The organism is Rhodoluna sp. (assembly GCF_044232805.1).
Classification (GTDB): Bacteria; Actinomycetota; Actinomycetes; order Actinomycetales; family Microbacteriaceae; genus Rhodoluna.
In genome coordinates this window covers 13,618-31,727 of record NZ_JBIILG010000008.1, presented here as the reverse complement: position 1 = coordinate 31,727, position 18,110 = coordinate 13,618, and the positions used below count along the sequence as shown (strand labels likewise).

Annotated in this window: 17 protein-coding genes and 1 tRNA gene; 7 read left to right on the top strand and 11 right to left on the bottom strand. The window is 50.4% G+C overall.

What is annotated here, in order from left to right; genetic code table 11:
- Positions 1–9 precede the first annotated feature (9 nt).
- The 4 genes from orn to AC9UES_RS02445 all read left to right on the top strand — a co-directional run bounded on the left by orn (position 10) and on the right by AC9UES_RS02445 (position 2,541).
- Positions 10–606 (top strand): oligoribonuclease, encoded by a 597-nt coding sequence (orn, locus tag AC9UES_RS02460; protein WP_509526464.1) that lies wholly within the window; start codon positions 10–12, stop codon positions 604–606.
- Between the two features lie 43 nt (positions 607–649).
- Positions 650–725, top strand: a tRNA-His gene (locus AC9UES_RS02455).
- 41 nt (positions 726–766) lie between these two features.
- On the top strand, positions 767–1,675 hold the full coding sequence (locus AC9UES_RS02450) for a pseudouridine-5'-phosphate glycosidase (RefSeq protein ID WP_509526462.1): 909 nt from the start codon (positions 767–769) through the stop codon (positions 1,673–1,675).
- Positions 1,672–2,541 carry a carbohydrate kinase family protein gene (locus AC9UES_RS02445; RefSeq protein ID WP_509526460.1) on the top strand — a complete coding sequence of 290 codons (870 nt, stop codon included), beginning with the start codon at positions 1,672–1,674 and terminating at the stop codon, positions 2,539–2,541. Before AC9UES_RS02450 ends, AC9UES_RS02445 begins: the two co-directional genes overlap by 4 nt.
- A gap of 65 nt (positions 2,542–2,606) precedes the next feature.
- Here AC9UES_RS02445 and gatB read toward each other — a convergent pair whose 3' ends face one another.
- From gatB to gatC, 3 genes are read right to left on the bottom strand one after another with little or no spacing between them, the layout of a single operon-like run.
- Positions 2,607–4,112, bottom strand: a complete 1,506-nt coding sequence (gatB, locus tag AC9UES_RS02440) for an Asp-tRNA(Asn)/Glu-tRNA(Gln) amidotransferase subunit GatB (protein WP_509526458.1) — start codon at positions 4,110–4,112, stop codon at positions 2,607–2,609.
- Positions 4,112–5,611, bottom strand: a complete 1,500-nt coding sequence (gene gatA, locus AC9UES_RS02435) for an Asp-tRNA(Asn)/Glu-tRNA(Gln) amidotransferase subunit GatA (protein WP_509526455.1) — start codon at positions 5,609–5,611, stop codon at positions 4,112–4,114. Before gatA ends, gatB begins: the two co-directional genes overlap by 1 nt.
- A complete protein-coding gene (gene gatC / locus AC9UES_RS02430; protein WP_509526452.1) occupies positions 5,612–5,908 on the bottom strand; it encodes an Asp-tRNA(Asn)/Glu-tRNA(Gln) amidotransferase subunit GatC in 297 nt (98 codons plus the stop codon).
- Between the two features lie 151 nt (positions 5,909–6,059).
- On the opposite strand from gatC, the gene AC9UES_RS02425 reads away from it, so the two are divergent.
- Positions 6,060–7,229, top strand: coding sequence for a DivIVA domain-containing protein (locus AC9UES_RS02425; protein WP_509526450.1), 1,170 nt, complete (start codon positions 6,060–6,062; stop codon positions 7,227–7,229).
- On the opposite strand, the gene ligA is transcribed toward AC9UES_RS02425, so the two are convergent.
- From ligA to AC9UES_RS02400, 5 genes are read right to left on the bottom strand one after another with little or no spacing between them, the layout of a single operon-like run.
- Positions 7,226–9,319 carry an NAD-dependent DNA ligase LigA gene (gene ligA / locus AC9UES_RS02420; RefSeq protein ID WP_509526448.1) on the bottom strand — a complete coding sequence of 698 codons (2,094 nt, stop codon included), beginning with the start codon at positions 9,317–9,319 and terminating at the stop codon, positions 7,226–7,228. The genes AC9UES_RS02425 and ligA overlap by 4 nt on opposite strands.
- The gene (mnmA, locus tag AC9UES_RS02415; protein WP_509526445.1) at positions 9,316–10,422 is read right to left on the bottom strand and encodes a tRNA 2-thiouridine(34) synthase MnmA; all 1,107 of its coding nucleotides are present in this window, start codon (positions 10,420–10,422) and stop codon (positions 9,316–9,318) included. Before mnmA ends, ligA begins: the two co-directional genes overlap by 4 nt.
- On the bottom strand, positions 10,423–11,595 hold the full coding sequence (locus AC9UES_RS02410; protein ID WP_509526443.1) for a cysteine desulfurase family protein: 1,173 nt from the start codon (positions 11,593–11,595) through the stop codon (positions 10,423–10,425).
- 8 nt (positions 11,596–11,603) lie between these two features.
- Positions 11,604–12,437: a co-chaperone YbbN gene (locus AC9UES_RS02405; protein WP_509526441.1), complete on the bottom strand. Its 834-nt coding sequence runs from the start codon at positions 12,435–12,437 to the stop codon at positions 11,604–11,606.
- Positions 12,438–14,144: a DUF8094 domain-containing protein gene (locus tag AC9UES_RS02400; RefSeq protein WP_509526438.1), complete on the bottom strand. Its 1,707-nt coding sequence runs from the start codon at positions 14,142–14,144 to the stop codon at positions 12,438–12,440.
- A gap of 78 nt (positions 14,145–14,222) precedes the next feature.
- Between AC9UES_RS02400 and AC9UES_RS02395 the strand changes: the two genes are divergently transcribed.
- Together AC9UES_RS02395 and AC9UES_RS02390 are read left to right on the top strand one after the other, a co-directional pair.
- The gene (locus AC9UES_RS02395) at positions 14,223–15,311 is read left to right on the top strand and encodes a hypothetical protein (RefSeq protein WP_509526435.1); all 1,089 of its coding nucleotides are present in this window, start codon (positions 14,223–14,225) and stop codon (positions 15,309–15,311) included.
- Positions 15,312–16,367 (top strand): AI-2E family transporter, encoded by a 1,056-nt coding sequence (locus tag AC9UES_RS02390; protein ID WP_509526432.1) that lies wholly within the window; start codon positions 15,312–15,314, stop codon positions 16,365–16,367.
- Here AC9UES_RS02390 and AC9UES_RS02385 read toward each other — a convergent pair.
- From AC9UES_RS02385 to AC9UES_RS02375, 3 genes are read right to left on the bottom strand one after another with little or no spacing between them, the layout of a single operon-like run.
- Entirely contained in the window at positions 16,364–17,101 is a 738-nt protein-coding gene (locus AC9UES_RS02385) for an alpha/beta hydrolase (RefSeq protein WP_509526430.1), read from the bottom strand. The genes AC9UES_RS02390 and AC9UES_RS02385 overlap by 4 nt on opposite strands.
- Positions 17,068–17,364, bottom strand: coding sequence for an Rv1322 family protein (locus AC9UES_RS02380; protein ID WP_509526427.1), 297 nt, complete (start codon positions 17,362–17,364; stop codon positions 17,068–17,070). The genes AC9UES_RS02385 and AC9UES_RS02380 overlap by 34 nt, the downstream gene beginning before the upstream one ends.
- Positions 17,364–18,026 carry an aggregation-promoting factor C-terminal-like domain-containing protein gene (locus tag AC9UES_RS02375; protein ID WP_509526424.1) on the bottom strand — a complete coding sequence of 221 codons (663 nt, stop codon included), beginning with the start codon at positions 18,024–18,026 and terminating at the stop codon, positions 17,364–17,366. The genes AC9UES_RS02380 and AC9UES_RS02375 overlap by 1 nt, the downstream gene beginning before the upstream one ends.
- Positions 18,027–18,110 lie beyond the last annotated feature (84 nt).

Here is an 18,110-nt window from a genome sequence, read left to right as displayed (position 1 = left end):
TTCTTACTTATGAAGTCTTTGGAGAATTTAGTCTGGATCGACTGCGAGATGACCGGTCTCGACGTCGAAAAAGACTCGCTGGTTGAAATTGCAGTTTTGATAACTGACTCCGACCTAAACATTCTCGATGAGGCTGGGCTAAACGTTGTAATCAAGCCCAGGCCAGAGTCACTTGCGCAAATGGGGGATTTTGTAACCCAAATGCACCAGGAGTCAGGTTTACTGCCACTTCTTGCCGATGGTCTAGAAATTGCAGATGCAGAACAAAAGATTGTGGATTACGTCAAAACGTTTGCGCCGGAGGTTAGAACCGCCCCCTTGGCTGGAAACTCAATCGGTACCGACCGGATGTTTCTAAATCGATACATGCCAAAACTAGATGCCCACCTGCACTATCGAAACATCGACGTGTCTTCTGTGAAGGAACTAACCAAGCGCTGGTTTCCCAAGGTCTATTTCCAGCTACCTAAAAAATCTGGTGGCCACAGGGCCCTGGCTGATATCAGAGAGTCGATAGCTGAGCTTCGCTACTATCGACAGACAGTGTTTGTTTCGCAGCCCGGGCCAGAATCGGAAGCGGCTAAGCAAATAGCCGACCAGCTCTAAACGCAATAGAATATAGAAGCTTTGGGCTTAGCCCAAAGACATGGTGGGTATAGCTCAGCTGGTAGAGCGCCTGGTTGTGGTCCAGGATGTCGCGGGTTCAAGTCCCGTTACTCACCCCAATAGATGAATTTCATCAAACAAAGAGAGCTAGCTTTATCTCATGACCTCATTTGTTCTCTCCCCCGAAGTTTCTGAAGCACTAGCAACAGGTAACCCGGTTGTGGCTCTCGAGTCGACAATCATCTCGCACGGGCTGCCAAGACCTAGGAACCTAGAAGCGGCTAAAGAATTCGAAGAGATTCTTAGATCCAGTGGCGTGGTCCCAGCAACCATCGCAATTCTTGACGGTGTTCCTCAGATTGGCCTTGATGCCAAAGGTGTTGACCGGATCGCCAACGAGGATTTAGCTAAAGCCAGTGTTCGGGACATTCCCATCCTTGCGACAAAGAAAGCCTCAGGTGCAACAACCGTTGCCGCTACCGCGCATCTAGCATCCCTGGCAGGAATCAGAGTGTTCGCAACTGGGGGCTTGGGTGGAGTGCACCGCGGGGCTGTAGAAACATTCGACGAGTCCGCCGATCTTTCAACTCTTGCCATAACGCCGATAACCCTTGTGTCCGCAGGGGTGAAGTCTGTTCTGGATATCCCAGCGACTCTCGAGCGTCTAGAGACTTTGTCAGTGCCAGTTATTGGCTACAAGACAAACAAGTTCCCAGCCTTTTGGCTAACCGACTCTGGTTACACCCTAGATTGGCACCTCGACTCAGCGGCAGAAATTGCAGCAGCTATGAAAGCTCAAGACGAGCTTGGCCACGGTCAAGGAATTGTTGTTGCCAATCCCATTCCCCTTCAGCAGCAGTGGGACCCTAAAGAGCACGATCGAGTATTGGCAATTGCGTTTGAGGCGGCCAAGAAAGCTGGGGTTACCGGCAAAGCGGTAACGCCGTTCTTACTTGGTTTCATTGTTGAAGAATCCGGTGGTAAGTCCCTGGAAGTGAATCTTGATCTAGCAAGAAACAACGTGCGTGTTGCTGGCGAGATTGCGAAAGCTTGGGCGGCAATTTCGTGAACAAGATCTTGGTTATCGGAGACGTAATCGAAGACCTAATTGTCATCCCCGAAGAAAAAATTAGACCAAACACAGATACCAAAGCTCAGATTCAAAAGTCCATGGGCGGCCAAGCTGCCAACGTTGCAGCTTGGGTTTCACACAACGGCGCAGCCGCAACCTTTATCGGCTGCGTTGGCAGCGCTGATGTTGTAAAACTTGAGCTGGAACTAAAGGCTCAGGGAATAAAGAGCCAATTGCAAACAAGTACTAAACCAACCGGCTCGCTGGTGGTGTTAGTTGATGGGCAAAGTAGATCGATGTTGACTGACCGTGGCGCAAACCAGGATTTAGATCTGGAGAAAGTTGATCCAACTGGTTTTGGGGTTGTCTACGTTTCTGGCTACAGTTTGCTTGGAAGGTCCCTCAGTGAAGTGTCTTTATTTGCTGGCAAAGTGAAAGCAGCTGGCGCACTGTTAGCAATCGATCCTGGCTCTTACGGATTCATAAACGATCACGGCGTGGATAGTTTTAGCAAGTTGATTAGCCTTGCTGACATCGCTTTTCCAAACCAAGAAGAACAAGACCTTCTTGAGCTTTCTGGAAAAGTAAGGCTTAACGTCGTAACCAACGGTCACCTTGGGGCCAAGGCCTACACATCAGAGGGCAAATTGATTGAAGTTGCCTCCATAGGCTCAAAGCTGGTGGACCCAACAGGCGCAGGTGATGCGTTTTGCGGTGGGTTCCTGGCTCAGCTGGCAAAAGAGCCAGGTTTTCAGGAGCTCTCTCCGGAAGCGGTAGCTAGTGCCCTTCGGGCGGGCGCTGAGGCTGGATCCAAGGCTGTGGGGATTATGGGAGCTAGGCCGGAAGTTCTCCCCAGCAAATAGCCCCTAACCTTCAGGGAAAGCTTGAACTTATCCACAGGGTTATACACCGTCCCAAATAGACAGTCTTAGCCTTCGGTAGCCCTTTGAATTACAAGTTCTCTAACCCTCGCAGCATCGGCAGAGCCTGACATGGCTTTCATAACGGCACCGATGACTGCGCCTGCCGCCTGAAGCTTTCCTTCACGAATCTTTTCTAGAACGTCTGGCTGGTCAGCAAGAACCTTGTCGATTGCGGCAAGTAGTGCTCCATCGTCAGAAACAACTTCAAGACCTCGCGCCGCAACAATGGCTACTGGGTCTCCCTCGCCTGCCAATACTCCAGTTAGAACTTCACGGGCTAGTCGGTCTGTAAGTTTGCCTGATTCCACTAACTCTGCGATTTGAGCTACCTGCACTGGGGTGATGGCAAGCTCAGTGATGTCCTTGTCTTCGCTGTTCGCAATTCTTGCAAGCTCGCCGGTCCACCACTTTCTGGCAGCTTGGGGCTTAGCTCCAGCTTTTACGGTTTCGTCAATCTCGTCGAGTAAGTCAGAGTTGACAACATCGCGGAACTCTAGTTCGCTAAAGCCCCAAAGTTCCATCAAGCGCTTGCGTCGAACCGCTGGCTTTTCAGGCAAGGTGGCGCGAATCTGTTCGATCCATTCTTTTGACGGCTGGATTGGAACAAGATCTGGTTCTGGGAAGTAGCGGTAGTCGTCGGCATCTGATTTTGGTCGACCAGAAGAAGTTGCTCCGCGGTCTTCGTGCCAGTGTCGGGTTTCTTGAATAATGGCAACGCCTTGTGAAAGCAGGTGCGCTTGCCTTTGGATTTCGTACTTCACTGCTCGTTCGATGCTTCGAAGAGAGTTAACGTTCTTGGTTTCGGTTCTGGTGCCAAGCTTTGCTTCGCCTTTTGGGCGAATAGATACGTTCGCGTCACAGCGAACGTTTCCTCTTTCCATTCGAGCATCAGATACCCCAAGGTTTTTTACAATCTCACGAATCGAACGAACATACGCTGCTGCTAGTTCAGGGGCTTCATCGCCTGCGCCGTAAATAGGCTTGGTCACGATTTCAACCAGTGGTACGCCAGCCCTGTTGAAATCAACCAGCGAGTACTCAGCCCCTTGGATTCTTCCGGTGCTACCTCCAACGTGGGTTAGCTTTCCAGCGTCTTCTTCCATGTGAGCGCGCTCAATTTCAACGGTGAAGACTTTGCCAGATGGTACCTCGATGTCGATCTTTCCCTCGAAGGCAATTGGCTCGTCATATTGTGAGGTTTGGAAGTTTTTGGCTAGATCTGGATAGAAGTAGTTCTTTCTTGCGAATCTTCCAGTAGCTGCGATTTCGCAATCTAGAGCAAGGCCAATCTTGATTGAATTTTCAATTGCCTTGCCATTTACAGCAGGCATTGCTCCTGGAAACCCAAGGCAATTTGGGCAGACGTTGGTGTTTGGCTCATCGCCAAACACGTTTGCGCAACCACAAAACATCTTGGTGTTGGTGTTTAGCTCAACGTGAACTTCGAGACCGATTACAACTTCGTATCCTTCAAGTGCTTTCTGGTAATCCATGAGCTGATCTTTGGCCATTAGTTCACCTTCAGCTCTGGAGCAAAGTCCATCATCTTTTTGGACCACTTGGCTTCAAGTAATTTCTCTAGCACCGCTCCGACTTTGTATAGCCTTGCGTCCTCGCGAGCTGGTGCTAAAAATTGTGCTCCAACTGGCAAGTTATCTTCTTTGGCTAGACCAACCGGAAGGCTCATGCCAGGAATTCCTGCCAGGTTGGCAGGAATAGTTGCGATGTCGTTTAGATACATCGCAAGTGGGTCTTCTTGCTTTTCTCCCAGCTTGAAAGCAGTGGTTGGGGCAGTTGGGGAAACTAGCACATCGGCTTTTTCAAATGCCTTAGCCAGGTCAGCTTGGATCAAAGTTCTAACCTTTTGAGCACTGCCGTAGTAAGCGTCGTAGTAACCAGAAGAAAGTGCATATGTGCCCAGGATGATTCTGCGCTTTACCTCTGGACCAAAGCCAGCCTCACGGGTTGCAGACATTACTTTTTCTACCGTTGCGGCACCCTCTGGCATAACCCGAAGCCCAAATCGAACTGAGTCAAAGCGAGCCAGGTTTGAAGAAGCCTCTGCTGGTTGAATCAGGTAGTAAGCAGCGATTGCATACTGAAAGCTTGGGCAGCTGACCTCGACTATTTCAGCTCCAGCTGCAACCAGCAGATCTAGCGCCTCGTTGAATCTTTCGGAGACTCCTGTTTGGAAGCCCTCACCGGTGAGTTCTTTAATGATTCCGATTCTTAAGCCTTTGACTGAATCGTTCTTGGCCGCTTCGGCCATGGAACCCAGACTCTCAGGCAAGGAGGTAGCGTCCATCGGGTCGTGCCCAGCAATCGCATCTTGCAGCATCGCTGCATCCATGACACTTCGAGTTACTGGTCCAACCTGGTCTAGAGAGGAACCAAGGGCGATCAACCCGAATCTAGAAACGGCACCATAGGTAGGCTTTACACCGACAGTTCCTGTAACGGCTGCTGGGAATCTAATCGAGCCACCGGTATCCGAACCGATTGCAAGCGGAGCTTGCATTGAAGCAACAGCTGAAGATGAACCACCACCAGAACCACCTGGGGTTCTGGTTAGATCCCAAGGGTTTAGAGAAGGTCCATAAGCGGAGTTTTCAGTTGACGAACCCATGGCGAATTCATCCATGTTGGTTTTGCCAAGTATCGGCATCTTGTTTGCAAGAATCTTCTTGACCACGGTGGCATCGTATGGAGGCACCCAGCCCTGCAAGATCTTTGATCCAGCGGTTGTTGCGATACCAATTGTTGCCAGGTTGTCCTTGAGGGCAATTGGCACTCCCGCGAGCGCCGGAAGAGATTCACCCTTGGCTCTTTGCTCATCCACCTGCTTGGCTTGGGAAAGAGCTAGCTCGTGGGTAACGGTGAGGTAGCTATTGATCTTGGGGTTTAACTTGTCGATATTGTCAAGCTGGGCTTTAGTGAGCTCGACTGAGGAGATCTCTTTTTTGACCAGCATGCTGGCCAGCTCGCTTGCGGATTTGGACAGAAGCTCCATTTAGTCCTCATCCAAAATTGCAGAGACTTTGAACCGGCCGGAGTCGCTGTCAGCGGCTCCAGACAGAGCCTGCTCCTGGGTCAGCGAAGCGGTCACAACATCGTCGCGGAAGACGTTGGCCATTGGAATTGGGTGGCTGGTAGCCACAATGTCTTGGCTGGCAACCGCCTTGACGGTGGCAACCGAATCAACAATCAGAGCTAGCTGGCTGGCGAATTGGGCAACCTCGGCCTCGGTTACCTCTATACGGGCTAACCCAGCTAGGTGCCTGACCAGTTCGGGGGTGATTTCCGTCATGAAAGCTCTCGGTCGATTAATCTGATTAAGTTTTGGCCGTTGGGCCAGAAGGCCATTCTAGCAACATAGAAATTGCTTGATTTAGGGGGGCTTTTGGGCGCTAAAGTAGAGACTTAGGCAAAAACCCACCTCAAAAGAAAAGGCAGTTCAATTGGAAAACTCAGAATTTACGGTCGCATTTAGAGGCTACGACAAAGCAGAGGTAGACAACACATTTGCGTCCATGCGAGAAGAACTTGAGCACGTGCGCGAATACAACTACAAAGCTGCCAGCGAAGTTGAGTTCCTAAAGAGCGAAATTGCCAGCCTAAAGCAGCGTCTAAAGCGCGACGCCGGAACCGGTTATGCAGAGCTTGGTGCACAGTTTGAGCAGACCTTGCGCATTGCCGAAGAGCAGGCCCGAAAGCTAATGACCGATGCCGGCCAAGATGCGCTTCGTATTCGCGAGACCGCAAAAGCTGAAGCAGAGCAAATGAGCCGAAAAACAAATGAAGCTGCACAGAAAATGATTTTCGAAGCTGAATCCAAAGTCAGTGATCTCCTCTTGGAGGCTGATAGAAGGGTTTCTGAGACTATCGCCGCAGCCAATAATCAGGCTTCAGACGCTGCAGAGAAGACCGTTCACGCTCAGCGTGAGGCCGCGTCTATTCGCTCGGAAGGTGAAAGATTTGCGGCAGAATTACGTGCGAAAGTGAACCGCGAGACAGAAGAGGCCAGAGCCGCTGCCACTGAGCTTGCCCAAACATCCGCACAGCTTCGCTTGGAGCTAGACGCAGAATTGAGAGCAAAACGTGCTCAAAGTGAGCAAGAAGCTCTTCTCACGTATGAATCAGGAGTGAAGCAGGCCCAGCAAGCGACTGAAGCTGCCAACAAGGCCGTTGCCGAAGCCTCCTCGCTAGTAGCTAAGTTGAATTTAGAAGCCGAAACGCGTCTTCGTGATGCCCAGGCTCAGGCGAAGAATGTGACTGAGGAAGCTCAACGCAATGCCGGAAACTTAATCAATCAGTCACGCCGACGAGCAGAGCTACTTGCACGCAAGGCTGAGGCGTACGCGAACACAGTAATTGTTGATGGTCGTCAACGCCTCTCCCAATGGGAGTCAGAGTCCAACGAAATCGAAGACTTCCTAAACACCATGAAGTCTTTGATGTCAACTGAGTCCATGGTGGCTGCTGATGAGACACTAGCCCAAAGTGAACTTGAAGGCCCAACAACGTACATTACCGATGGTGCTGACGCCCCGGTGGATTACAGCGAGGGCACCAGAGCGAGCTATGAGCCAATCGAAGTTGAGTCCTACGAGGACGACAAGAGGGACTAATTCGCTTTTAGGCGCTTTAGAAACTCTGCTTCACTAATTACCCCAACACCAAGCGATTCCGCCTTGGCTAATTTGGATCCGGCACTTGCCCCTGCCAATACAAAAGCTGTGTTTTTGGAAACTGAAGATGCGGCCTTGCCTCCGGCTGCAATTATCGCTTCTTCCGCCTGATCACGAGTTAGTGACTCTAGGGTTCCAGTAACTACGATGCTCATTCCAGAAAACACACCTGATCCGCCAAGAGACGTTTCCTGAGTGAAATTCACACCAGCCTTTTTCCAAGCCGAAACTATTTCTTTATGCCAATCAACCGCAATCCATTCTTTGATGGTCTTGGCAACAACTTGACCAACACCATCCACTCCAGCAAGTTGTTCTTCACTGGCTTCAAAAATTTCTTCGATCGAGCCCAAGGTGTTCATCAGAGACCTTGCGGCCACGGGACCCACGTGCCTGATGGAAAGCGAAACCAACACCCGCCAAGCAGGTTGCGACTTTGCTTTTTCGAGCTCTTCTAAGAGTTTGGTCGCAACAGTTGCGGCAGTCCCGTCCTTCTTTCGGAAATACTCAACTACTTTTTCTTTGCCATCCGAATCCAGCTTGGCCGTGCCGGTGTCAGCATCAACTACGCGAGATTTAATCGGCAGGAGTTTTTCTAGCGTCAGAGTAAACAGGTCAGCTTCAGATTTCACCGGGGGTTCTTTTGGTTCGACTGGCTGGGTGAGGGCAACAGCGGTAACAAAACCTAGCGCTTCGATATCAAGAGCGGAACGGGAACCGATGTATGCAATTCTTTCTCTGAGCTGGGCAGGGCAGCTCTTGGCGTTGGGGCAACGAAGATCAACGTCCCCGTCTTGGGCTGGGGCAAGCAGGCTTTGACACTCTGGGCACTTTTTTGGCATTGCAAACTTTTTCTCGGAGCCATCCCGCAAAGCCACCATCGGGCCCAAGATTTCTGGAATCACGTCCCCGGCCTTGCGAAGCACCACGGTGTCGCCGATCAAAATACCTTTGGCTGCAACTACCTCTTGGTTGTGTAGGGTTGCGAACTCGACCTCGCTACCTGCTACCCGAATTGGATCCAAAACCGCGTATGGAGTAGCACGCCCTGTTCTACCGATAGAAACCTTGATATCCAACAACTTGGTGTTGACCTGCTCCGGTGGGTACTTATAGGCGATTGCCCATCTGGGGGCTCTGGAAGTAAAGCCTAGGCTCTGCTGCTTTGAGAATTCGTCCACCTTGATTACAACACCATCTATCTCGTGCTCAAGGGTGTGACGCTTGGCTTCGAAGTCCTGAATGTATTGCTTTACTTCCTTTGATGTTTTGTAAACCTTGTAACGAGAAGATGTTGGAAGTCCCCAGGTTTTGAGCTGCTGGTACAGATCCGACTGAGCCTTGACCGAGTCTTCTTGCAGTGCTCCAACCCCGTGCACAATCATCTGAAGCGGCCTAGAAGCCGTGACGCTGGAATCTTTTTGACGCAGCGAGCCAGAAGCGGAGTTTCTAGGGTTAGCAAAGGGAGCCTTACCTTGATCAATCAAAGACTTGTTGAGCTTGGCAAAATCTTCCAGCGCATAGAAAACCTCACCCCTGATTTCCACTACCCCTGGAATGGCTTTGCCTAAAAGCTGATGCGGGATGCCCTTGACGGTCATTACGTTACGGGTGACATCCTCGCCAACTGTTCCATCGCCTCTGGTGGCAGCGGAAACTAGCTTGCCTTTTTCGTAGCGCAGGTTAATAGCCAGACCGTCGATTTTTAGCTCACAAAGAAATGGTCCGCCGCCTGCTTTTTCCAACCAGGCGTCAAGGTCTTCCATGGAAAAGACATTGTCCAGACTCATCATCTTCTCAAGATGAACTGATGGCTGGAAGGTCTGGCTAGCTTCTCCCCCTACGCTTTGCGTTGGGGAATCTCCCGTTATCAATTGCGGATACTTGGCTTCAAGTTTTTCGAGCTCACGCATAAGTGCGTCATACTCGGCGTCAGAAATAAGCGATGTGTTTGATTGGTAGTAAGCGGCTCGGTGCTTGTTTATTTGATCAACTAGCTCGTTGGCTCGAGATTGTTCCAATGAGTTCAAACCTGCTCCATCACTGCTGAGACGGTTTTATCAATTGTCGCTTGACCCAAGACCCTTGAACCTAGGTAGACAACAGCAGTTTGGCCGGGCGATACTCCCCTGATGGGTTCGGTTAGCGAGATCACCATTTGATTCTCGGCTACCATGACGCGGCAAGGGTGTGAAAGACCGTGCGCTCTAACTTGAACCTCGGCCTCGAACCAGTCTGTGGTGTTCGAGGGAGCCTGGCCGCACCAGGAGTACTTTGATCCACTGAGCTCTGAGATTAGAAGTGCCTCGTCAGGACCCACCACAACCACGTTGTCTTTGGGTCTAATCGACAGCACATATCTTGGCTTACCATCGGATGCAGGCTTACCAATGTTGAGTCCCTTGCGTTGACCAACGGTGAAACCAAAAACTCCATCGTGGGTTGCCAGCTGGTTCCCTTCGAGATCAACAATTGCTCCTTCGGTTCTTTCAATCTTGTCCGAGAGCCAATCCCTGGTGTCACCTTCTGGAATAAAGCAAATGTCATAGCTATCTGGTTTTTGCGCAACCGAAAGCTCACGTGCTTTTGCCTCGGCGCGAATGTCGTCTTTGTTGGCTGCTTTGCCGAGAGGAAATAGTGAGTGTTGGAGCTGCTGCTTGTTTAGAACCCCAAGAACATAAGACTGATCCTTAGCCATGGCGAGCGACCTGTGCAGCTCTAGGTTTCCCTTGGAGTCAGTTTCTATGGATGCGTAATGGCCGGTGCAAAGTGCATCAAAACCTAGTGCTAGCGCTTTTTCCAAAAGCGCTGCGAACTTGATTCGCTCGTTACATCTCATACAAGGATTCGGGGTCCTACCCGCTTGGTATTCGCTAATGAAATCATCAACAACTTCTTGCTTGAATCTTTCAGAGAAGTCCCAAACATAAAAAGGAATGCCAATCTTGTTGGCCGCGCGCTGGGCATCCATGGAGTCTTCTACGGTGCAGCAGCCTCTAGATCCAGTTCTTAGAGTGCCGGGCATTCTAGAAAGGGCCAGGTGCACACCGACCACTTCGTGGCCGGCTTCAACAGCGCGCGCGGCAGCTACGGCAGAGTCAACTCCGCCGCTCATTGCCGCAAGTACCTTCATCTATCTCCTGGTTAATCCAGCGTTTTTAGCACCCTCGTAGGCCTTGGGAAGTGCCTTCAAAAATGCTTCTATGTCCTGATCTTTGGTGCTGTGACCAAGGGTAATTCGTAATGTTCCCATAGCCTCATCATTACTAGCTCCCAAAGACAAAACTACGTGGGATGGGCCATTGACACCAGCAGTGCAGGCAGATCCAGTGGAAATGGAAACCCCGTCGCTATCCAACAAAAACAACAAACTGTCTCCCAGGCAGCCCGGGAATCTGAAGTGGGCGTTGTTGGGAAGCCTAGGGACGTTCTCGGCAGAGACAACCACGTCATCTGCAATTTGCTTCACTCCGGCAATTAGGCGCTCCGTCATAATTTTGTGCCTAGCGGCCAGCTCCCCTTGCTCGGAAACCGCTTCGGTTATGGTCAGCGCTAGGGCAGCCGCTGAAGAAGCATCGGGGGTGCCAGAGCGCAGGTTTCGCTCCTGACCGCCGCCGTGGTTCACCGGTGTGAGCTTCTGATCTCTTCTCAGTATCAGTGCACCCGAGCCTACTGGTCCACCAAGTTTGTGACCGGTTATGGTCATGGCAGCCAATCCAGATTCAGCAAAGTCAACCGGAATATGCCCAAGGGCTGCAATCGCATCAGAGTGAACGGGAATCTGATAGCTTTTCGCAAGCGTGGTGATTTCCGAAATGGGGTGAATTACTCCTATTTCGTTGTTGGCCCACATCACGCTAATAAGCGCTACCCGCGCAGCGTTTTGCTCCAGGTAGCTTTCCAGTGCCGCAATGTCTAGAACGCCCTGATCATCACTTGGAATTAGATACAGCTCTGCGTTTTGTGAATCAACTAGCCAGTTGATTGCATCTAGAACCGCGTGGTGTTCTGCTGCGGCACTTATGATCACGTTCTTGCTTGGGTCCTTGGAGTTTACGTCCCAGTAAATGCCCTTGATTGCCAGGTTGTCACTCTCGGTTCCACCGGATGTGAAAATCACCTCGTTGCGATCACAGTTGATCGCCTTGGCGATTTCTTCTCGGGCTTGCTCGAGAATCTGCCTCGAGTGTTGCCCAAAGCTGTGCACCGATGCCGGGTTACCTATTTCGGAAAGGGTAGCAACGTAGAGCGCGAGAACGCTTGCGCGAATTGGCGAGGTGGCTGCGTGATCTAGATATACCGGCATAGTGACTCTCAGAAAAGAAGCAGGCTTAGATTTTTACGGGCCTTGATAACGGCAGGATCTTCATTTCCAACAACCAAAAACAGTTCAACAAATCTCAGGCGAATAGGTTCTCTTTGATCCTTGGCGGTATTTTCAAACAAGACAAGCAGTTGCTCGAAGCCTGCCGAGGCTGCTCCAGTGGCAACAAGCGCGTCTACCCGGTCAAGAGCTGTATCCATGTCTTGTCCTAAGGAGCTTGCAAGAGATGGAAGATGCTTGCCTTCCAATCGGATCAAAAGCTTGATTTGGGCGAGTCCCGCTTCAGCTAGTTGGTCATTGGGGTTTTCCAACAAGGCTTTTTCGTAAAGAGATCTAGCTAGCGGATAATTGTTTTCTTCAATGGCGGCAAATGCTTGCTGGTGGGTGGGTGATAGCTCGGGCTCTGGCTCTGCTACTTTTACGGTTCCGGTGAGTCCGTTTTCTTTTCCAACATCAAGTACTCGGTCGATGATTTGCTGCACTTGCTCCGCTGGTTGATCACCTGTAAATAATGGTGCTGGCTGGCCCTTTAGCATTCCAAGCAGAGTTGGGATTTGCTTTAGATCGAAAGCTTGAGCTAGCTCGGGAGACTTAACTGCGTCTACGACCAAAGTTAAGATCTTGCCTGCGGTTTTTTCCGTAAGTAACTTCACAGTGCTAAGAAGTGATTGGCTTGAGGGGTCATTTTCTTGAACGAGCAAGACTAATACTGGAAGGCTGTCAGAAATTGCCAGGTAGTCCCTGATCGAATTGGAATCTACTTGAATAACAAGAGCTGGGACGTTTTGCACTTTGTCAGTAGGCTTACCAAATTCAATCGTCACCTACAAAACCTCGATGCTGAGAAGTGATTGAGTTGCGCCAAGCAGTCTAATCTTCTGATCAGAGCTAGCCAGGGGTACATAGAAAAGCAGCATGTTTCCATAACGAGTCTTCACTCCCCTTGTGCTGCCTTCTATCCCTAGAAGAAGAAGTTCATCACCCGAAACGGTAACGGCGGAGTTGCGATCTGTGGGTTTGATCTCCCAAGTGTCAACCATCATCAGCGCCACAATAGCCCCCGAGTCCGAGGTGGTTAGCGAAACAACATTGAACTCACCAAGAGCGTGAGAAAATTGTGTTGTCGCACTTTCTAAGCTCTCAGTTTGATCTTGCTGGGTTTGTGATATTTGCTCATAGAACTTGTCTGTAGATACGTCGAATAGGCTGAAAAATTCGCTCGATGGACCGTTGTCGATTAGACCACCATAGGTAGGCGCAAGGACTAGGGGAGATACTTTCAGGAACTGGGACTCAATGTCAACGGGAATTGCCCCCTCGGTAGCGGCTGCGACATCTGGAAACTGCACTCCGGGAAGAAGTGCCATGTTATAGATCAGCTTGTATGGATCTCTCGGTGAGAGCTGCTCAATCACTAGAGTTTGCGGTAGGTCATCGCCGTCTTGAGTCACCACCATAAATGATCGTGGCCAGTACTCTGTCTTAGAAATAATGGTGATCGAAACGACCGAAGTGGAAATTGGAGGCAGAGGTAAAATATCAAGGGATTTGGAGCGTAGTAGGTAATTTGCCTCGCGGAATAGTAGTGCTGGTCCATCAACTCGGGTTTCAAGCACTTCAGTTTCTCCAGAAGCATCTGCTTCAGCAACCACTCTTTGAATATCTGCCAAAATTCTTGCAACCTGTTGCTCATTAAGCGCTGGCTGAATTTGATCAACAACTGAAGCCGTAGACGATTCAGACGGGGTAGGGGTGCTCTGAGGAACTTCTGACATTTGGCATCCACTCAGTGCCAGCACCAGTCCAATTGCAATCGGGGCTATGGCAATTTTGTTACTGGCGGATCTTCTACCGCGCTTTGGAAGATCGTAGACCCTGTTCTTTGGCTTGTACCTAGGACCTTGGGGTGCCTTAGGGACTTTTCTTCGAGGACCACGGTTTCGAATCATCTTGCCAAGTGCTAACACATTAAAGAAGATGGCTATTACAAGTAACCCCAGACCGACAACCAAAAAGATGTCGGAGACGGTAGTCGAGTTATCCGTTGGCCACGAAACTCGCACTCTTTCCGGTGCAGCGCCAATACCATCACTGGCCACCAAGACAGAAAGATCTTGACCCTCTGGGACGACGATTTCCCCGACCGAATCTGCCGAAAACTCGCTAACCCAAAGATCCGAGCCCGCTGGGCTGATGAAATCGTCGGTCCCAGGATTAGCGACGACCTTGAGAGATTGAGATCCTGCTGAGCCTTCAACCACGGAGTGACGGGTGGTATCAACCCAAGCAGCTACATCCACGTCTCTACCAACTGCCAAAAAGACCTGGTTTGAGCCAGTGGCCCTGATTGTGGCATTTCCTGGCATCATGGCCAGTGCCTCGGCGGGAATAATCAAAAATGGCTGGGATTCTTGGCCAACTAGATTAACTGCGAATACTGCAGGCGGTGCCCAGATTGTCCGCTGAGCCAAGCCCAGCAAAAGGAAGGAAATGGAGAGAATAAATAGGGTAGCCGCAATCAAAAAGCGCATGATTATCCATTCCAGCTAAACTATTGACTTGGGCCGATGAGCCCTCCCTATTCTAACCAACCCAGCTGGAGGACGAAAATGTCAGGTGAAGACCTTTTGTTTCCTAGCGCCCTGCGTGGCTACGCCAGGGCTGCGGTTGATGAGGCGGTTCTTGACCTAAATCGGGACATTCTTAGACTTTCCGCCCAAAACGCTCAGTTGGTAGAGGAGCTAAAGCAGGCCAAGCAACAAATTGAAGCTCTCAGCTCCAAGCTGAACGAGGCTAAATCCCCCACGTACGCCGGTCTTGGAAACCAGGCTGCAATCATCTTGTCTTCTGCTGAGGATCAGGCCATCCGCCTGATAGCCCATGCTGAAGCTGAAAAGATTCGAATCTTTGGAAGCATAAATGAAGAAGTAGAGACCAAAAAATCAGAGGCAGACAGTTACTACGAGTCTCTTGTGGCTGAGGCCGATCGCAAGGGTCAAAGGGCAATCAACTTGGCCCGCGAAGAATCCAATGAAGCCCTAGCAAAAGCCGAACTCGAGGCCAAGCGCCTAGTTCAAGAGGCTAGTCGCGAAGCATCCGCGATCCGGGGAGACATAGCAACTGAGGTAGCCAAGCTTCGAGCCGACACCAAGCGCCAAACGGAATTACAAAAAGCAGAAGCCGAGAAAGACATTGCAGAAAAACGTTTGCTGTTGCAAAAACAATCCGTGCGAGAAATTGACGCCGAAAAAGCGGCCCTAATCATAAGCGAACAAGAGCGCATCGATCTTGAACTAGAGCTGACCGGGCGACGAGCAGAAGCTGAAAGGGATTATCTTGCAAAGCACCAGGAGGCAGTGCACCAGACTCAGAAGTATCTCGATGATGCCAAGCTGCAGCTGCAAAACGCAATCGCTAGAACCAACGCGGCTCAGCTCGAGGCCGAGACCCTTGAATCAGCGGCTCGTTCGATCAACAAGAAAACTACCGATGAAGCAAGGCTAAAAGCCGAGACCCTCATCGCTAGCGCAGAAGCCGAGGCAAGGCATCTAATTGCGAATGCTAAGGCAAAAGTTGCGAAGGAGCTTGATAAGTCAACCGCCAAGCTTCAGCAGCTTGAGGTCGAGAGAAGAACTGTTGGTTCCTACCTAGAGCAGCTTGAGAAAGTTGTTGCGGCATCTAAGAATTCGTTGAAGTAGATGACAGTCCAAAACATGAAATTAGCCAGTGCTTTTCAACTCGGGCTTTTTGGTGGCCTTGGGGTATTGACCGCTTTAGTCATTGGTGGGGCTGTAACCACCTTGGCCAATGTCATTACCTACGTATTTGCTGCGGTCTTTCTAGCTCTTGGGCTTGACCCGCTTGTTTCAAAATTGGAAAAATTCAAGTTTCCCAGGCCGATAGCCGTTCTAACGGTGATAGTTGGATTAGTTGGCTTTTTAGCTGGTCTGATTTGGTCGCTGGCACCCACTCTGATTACCCAAAGCACCAAATTCCTAGATAGTGCTCCCGACATTCTTAGAGACATCACCAAGTTTCCCTTTGTTGTTAGCCTCGATGATCAGCTAGACGGGGCCGTGGGTTCGGCTTTAGCTGATGCTGGAGGTTTCCTTACTGACTCAGCTAACTGGCCAAGCCTGGTAGGTGGCGTTGTCCAGGTAGGTATCAGCTTGTTCAATGGGGCTTTTGGATTCTTGATTATCTTGGTGCTAACGGTGTTTTTCCTAGCTTCCCTAGAAAGTCTCAAGGCCTCGCTAATTAAGTTGGTTCCGGCTAGTAAGCGTGAGCGCTACACCAAGATATCCCAGCAGGTCTCAATTTCTGTTGGTAGATATGTCATTGGCCAAGTTTCGGTTGCAGCACTAAATGCCACCCTGGCTTTTATAGCCATGAGTATTGTCGGGCTTCCCTTTGCGCTGGTTCTGGCTTTCATAGTTTTCTTGCTTGCAATAATTCCACTAGTTGGATCGGTGTCCGGAGCTGCGCTGGTGGTTATGGTTGCGGCTGCGGTGGATCCAACGTCGGCTCTTGTTCTGGGAATCTATTTCTTGGTATACCTACAAATCGAAGCCTATGTAGTTAGCCCAAGGGTAATGAGGGTTGCCGTCTCAGTTCCGGCACCGATAGTTGTTATAGCGGCCTTGTCGGGCGGAGCATTACTTGGAATCCTAGGAGCCCTGGTTGCTATTCCTTTTGCCGCTTCGGTTATATTCATCGTCCGAGAGATATTCATCCCTCGTCAAAACTCTCTCTAGAACTTTTCGGGTAGCGGATAGCTTCCAGGAGCTATTATTTTGACAATCTCATTCAGTACTGTCCTTGTCGCTTGCTCCCCAACCCACAAATGCTTCGCTCCATCAACGGCGATTACTTGTGCTTCGGGAACTACAGAAAATCTGACGCGTGCTTCTTTCGGGGCAAGATATTCATCATGCTCTGGAACAATCACAACCAGTTTTCTGTTCGAGCCAACCCATTTGACTAGGTCGGAGTCTTTGGCTCGGTGAAGTGGCGGGGAAAGCAAAATAGCCCCAGCGATATCTTTATCAGATCCATACTTGATTGCCAGCTCGGTTCCAAAAGACCAACCCACTAGCCAGACAGGACCTAAGTTCCTCGATGCCAGAAAATCGAGTGCTGCTTCCAAGTCCAGCTGTTCGGTTATCCCCTCACCAAAAACACCCTCACTGGTGCCTTGCGGGCTTTTCGTGCCTCGCGTATTGAATCTCAAGACTGCTAGGTTCGCTAGCGCTGGAAGTCGGTTTGCAGCCTTTCGCAGAATGTGTGAGTCCATGAAGCCACCGTGGGTTGGAAGTGGGTGCAGTGTGAGCAAAACAGCTGAAGGCGCGGTATCCATAGGTAGCGCCAACTCCCCAATCAGAGTTAGGTTGTCGGAGGTACGTAGCTTGATTGCCTCGCGCTTGGATGGAAGCTCAGTGGATGAAGTGATTTCAATCACAGAAGTGGTCCCTGAAATGCCTTCCAACATGAATTGTGAAAGTGCCTTCTGGTCTCTATACCTCTGATTGAATCCCAAGCAACGGTATGGTTTTGACCTTTTGAGATTTCGATGTTGCAGTGCGGGCAAACCCAGCTCTTGTCTTGCTCGGCGTTTTGGCCAGATGTTGTTTGAACAGAGTACTCAACGCCGCGCTTGATTTCAGTGCGCTTGACACCGATTCGAACCCTATCCATATCCAGTGGCTGAAACTCTGCCCCCCACTTAGACTCACGATTACGTCGACTTTTCATTAGTACCAGTTGTGAGCTTCCGAGTGCGCCCAGGCTCCACAGGGAGCTTTGTACCTGGTGGCAATGTACTTAACACCCCAACGAATCTGAGTCTCGTGGTTGGTCATCCAGTCTGGTCCCTCGGTTGCCATTTTCGATCCCGGCCAAGCCTGAGGAATTCCGTATGCGCCACTTTCTGAGTTTTTGGCCAAAGTTCTCCACTGGGATTCTCTGGTCCATAAATTCACTAGACAGGAATACTGGTCTAAGCCCCAGTTGTATGTCTTGATGTAGTTATAGGCGTAGGCCTTTGCTGTTCCCGGTTCGGGGGTTGGCGCGGCCAGAACAAAATAGCTTGTCGCTTCTTTACCGGAAACCAATGTGAAGCCACCGCGCTCGAATGTGATGGAGTATTCGTCACCAAATCCAAAGGCTTCTGATGTTTGCTTGTTTGGGTCGAAAACCTGCATTGTTGACGCGCTGGCTAAGTTGCCAGCGTAAGGATCAAAAGTGTAAACCATAGTGAAGGACAACACGAAGAAGAATCCAAGAACTGGAAATGATCTCGCTCTAGTCAGCCTGGGCAGGTTTGGACGAGTAAGTCCCTTTTGAGCTAGCCGTTCGTCAAATGAAAGAATGAGTCGCTTGGCAAGGGGTACGCGCACAGCTTCGTACTTTCCCATAGCGATCCTTCCCGCGATCAATTACACCAACGACCTTCAAGTCTATCTTTAGTGTTGAATTGGGGCTAGAGCGCTCTTCGAACC

Excerpts from the sequence above, each read along its gene's own strand:
- orn (WP_509526464.1), top strand. The coding sequence starts at position 10 with ATGAAGTCTTTGGAGAATTTAGTCTGGATCGACTGCGAGATGACCGGT.
- AC9UES_RS02450 (WP_509526462.1), top strand. The coding sequence starts at position 767 with ATGACCTCATTTGTTCTCTCCCCCGAAGTTTCTGAAGCACTAGCAACA.
- gatB (WP_509526458.1), bottom strand. The coding sequence starts at position 4,112 with ATGGCCAAAGATCAGCTCATGGATTACCAGAAAGCACTTGAAGGATAC.
- gatA (WP_509526455.1), bottom strand. The coding sequence starts at position 5,611 with ATGGAGCTTCTGTCCAAATCCGCAAGCGAGCTGGCCAGCATGCTGGTC.
- gatC (WP_509526452.1), bottom strand. The coding sequence starts at position 5,908 with ATGACGGAAATCACCCCCGAACTGGTCAGGCACCTAGCTGGGTTAGCC.
- mnmA (WP_509526445.1), bottom strand. The coding sequence starts at position 10,422 with ATGAAGGTACTTGCGGCAATGAGCGGCGGAGTTGACTCTGCCGTAGCT.
- AC9UES_RS02410 (WP_509526443.1), bottom strand. The coding sequence starts at position 11,595 with ATGCCGGTATATCTAGATCACGCAGCCACCTCGCCAATTCGCGCAAGC.
- AC9UES_RS02400 (WP_509526438.1), bottom strand. The coding sequence starts at position 14,144 with ATGCGCTTTTTGATTGCGGCTACCCTATTTATTCTCTCCATTTCCTTC.
- AC9UES_RS02395 (WP_509526435.1), top strand. The coding sequence starts at position 14,223 with ATGTCAGGTGAAGACCTTTTGTTTCCTAGCGCCCTGCGTGGCTACGCC.
- AC9UES_RS02390 (WP_509526432.1), top strand. The coding sequence starts at position 15,312 with ATGACAGTCCAAAACATGAAATTAGCCAGTGCTTTTCAACTCGGGCTT.
- AC9UES_RS02385 (WP_509526430.1), bottom strand. The coding sequence starts at position 17,101 with ATGTTGGAAGGCATTTCAGGGACCACTTCTGTGATTGAAATCACTTCA.
- AC9UES_RS02380 (WP_509526427.1), bottom strand. The coding sequence starts at position 17,364 with ATGAAAAGTCGACGTAATCGTGAGTCTAAGTGGGGGGCAGAGTTTCAG.
- AC9UES_RS02375 (WP_509526424.1), bottom strand. The coding sequence starts at position 18,026 with ATGGGAAAGTACGAAGCTGTGCGCGTACCCCTTGCCAAGCGACTCATT.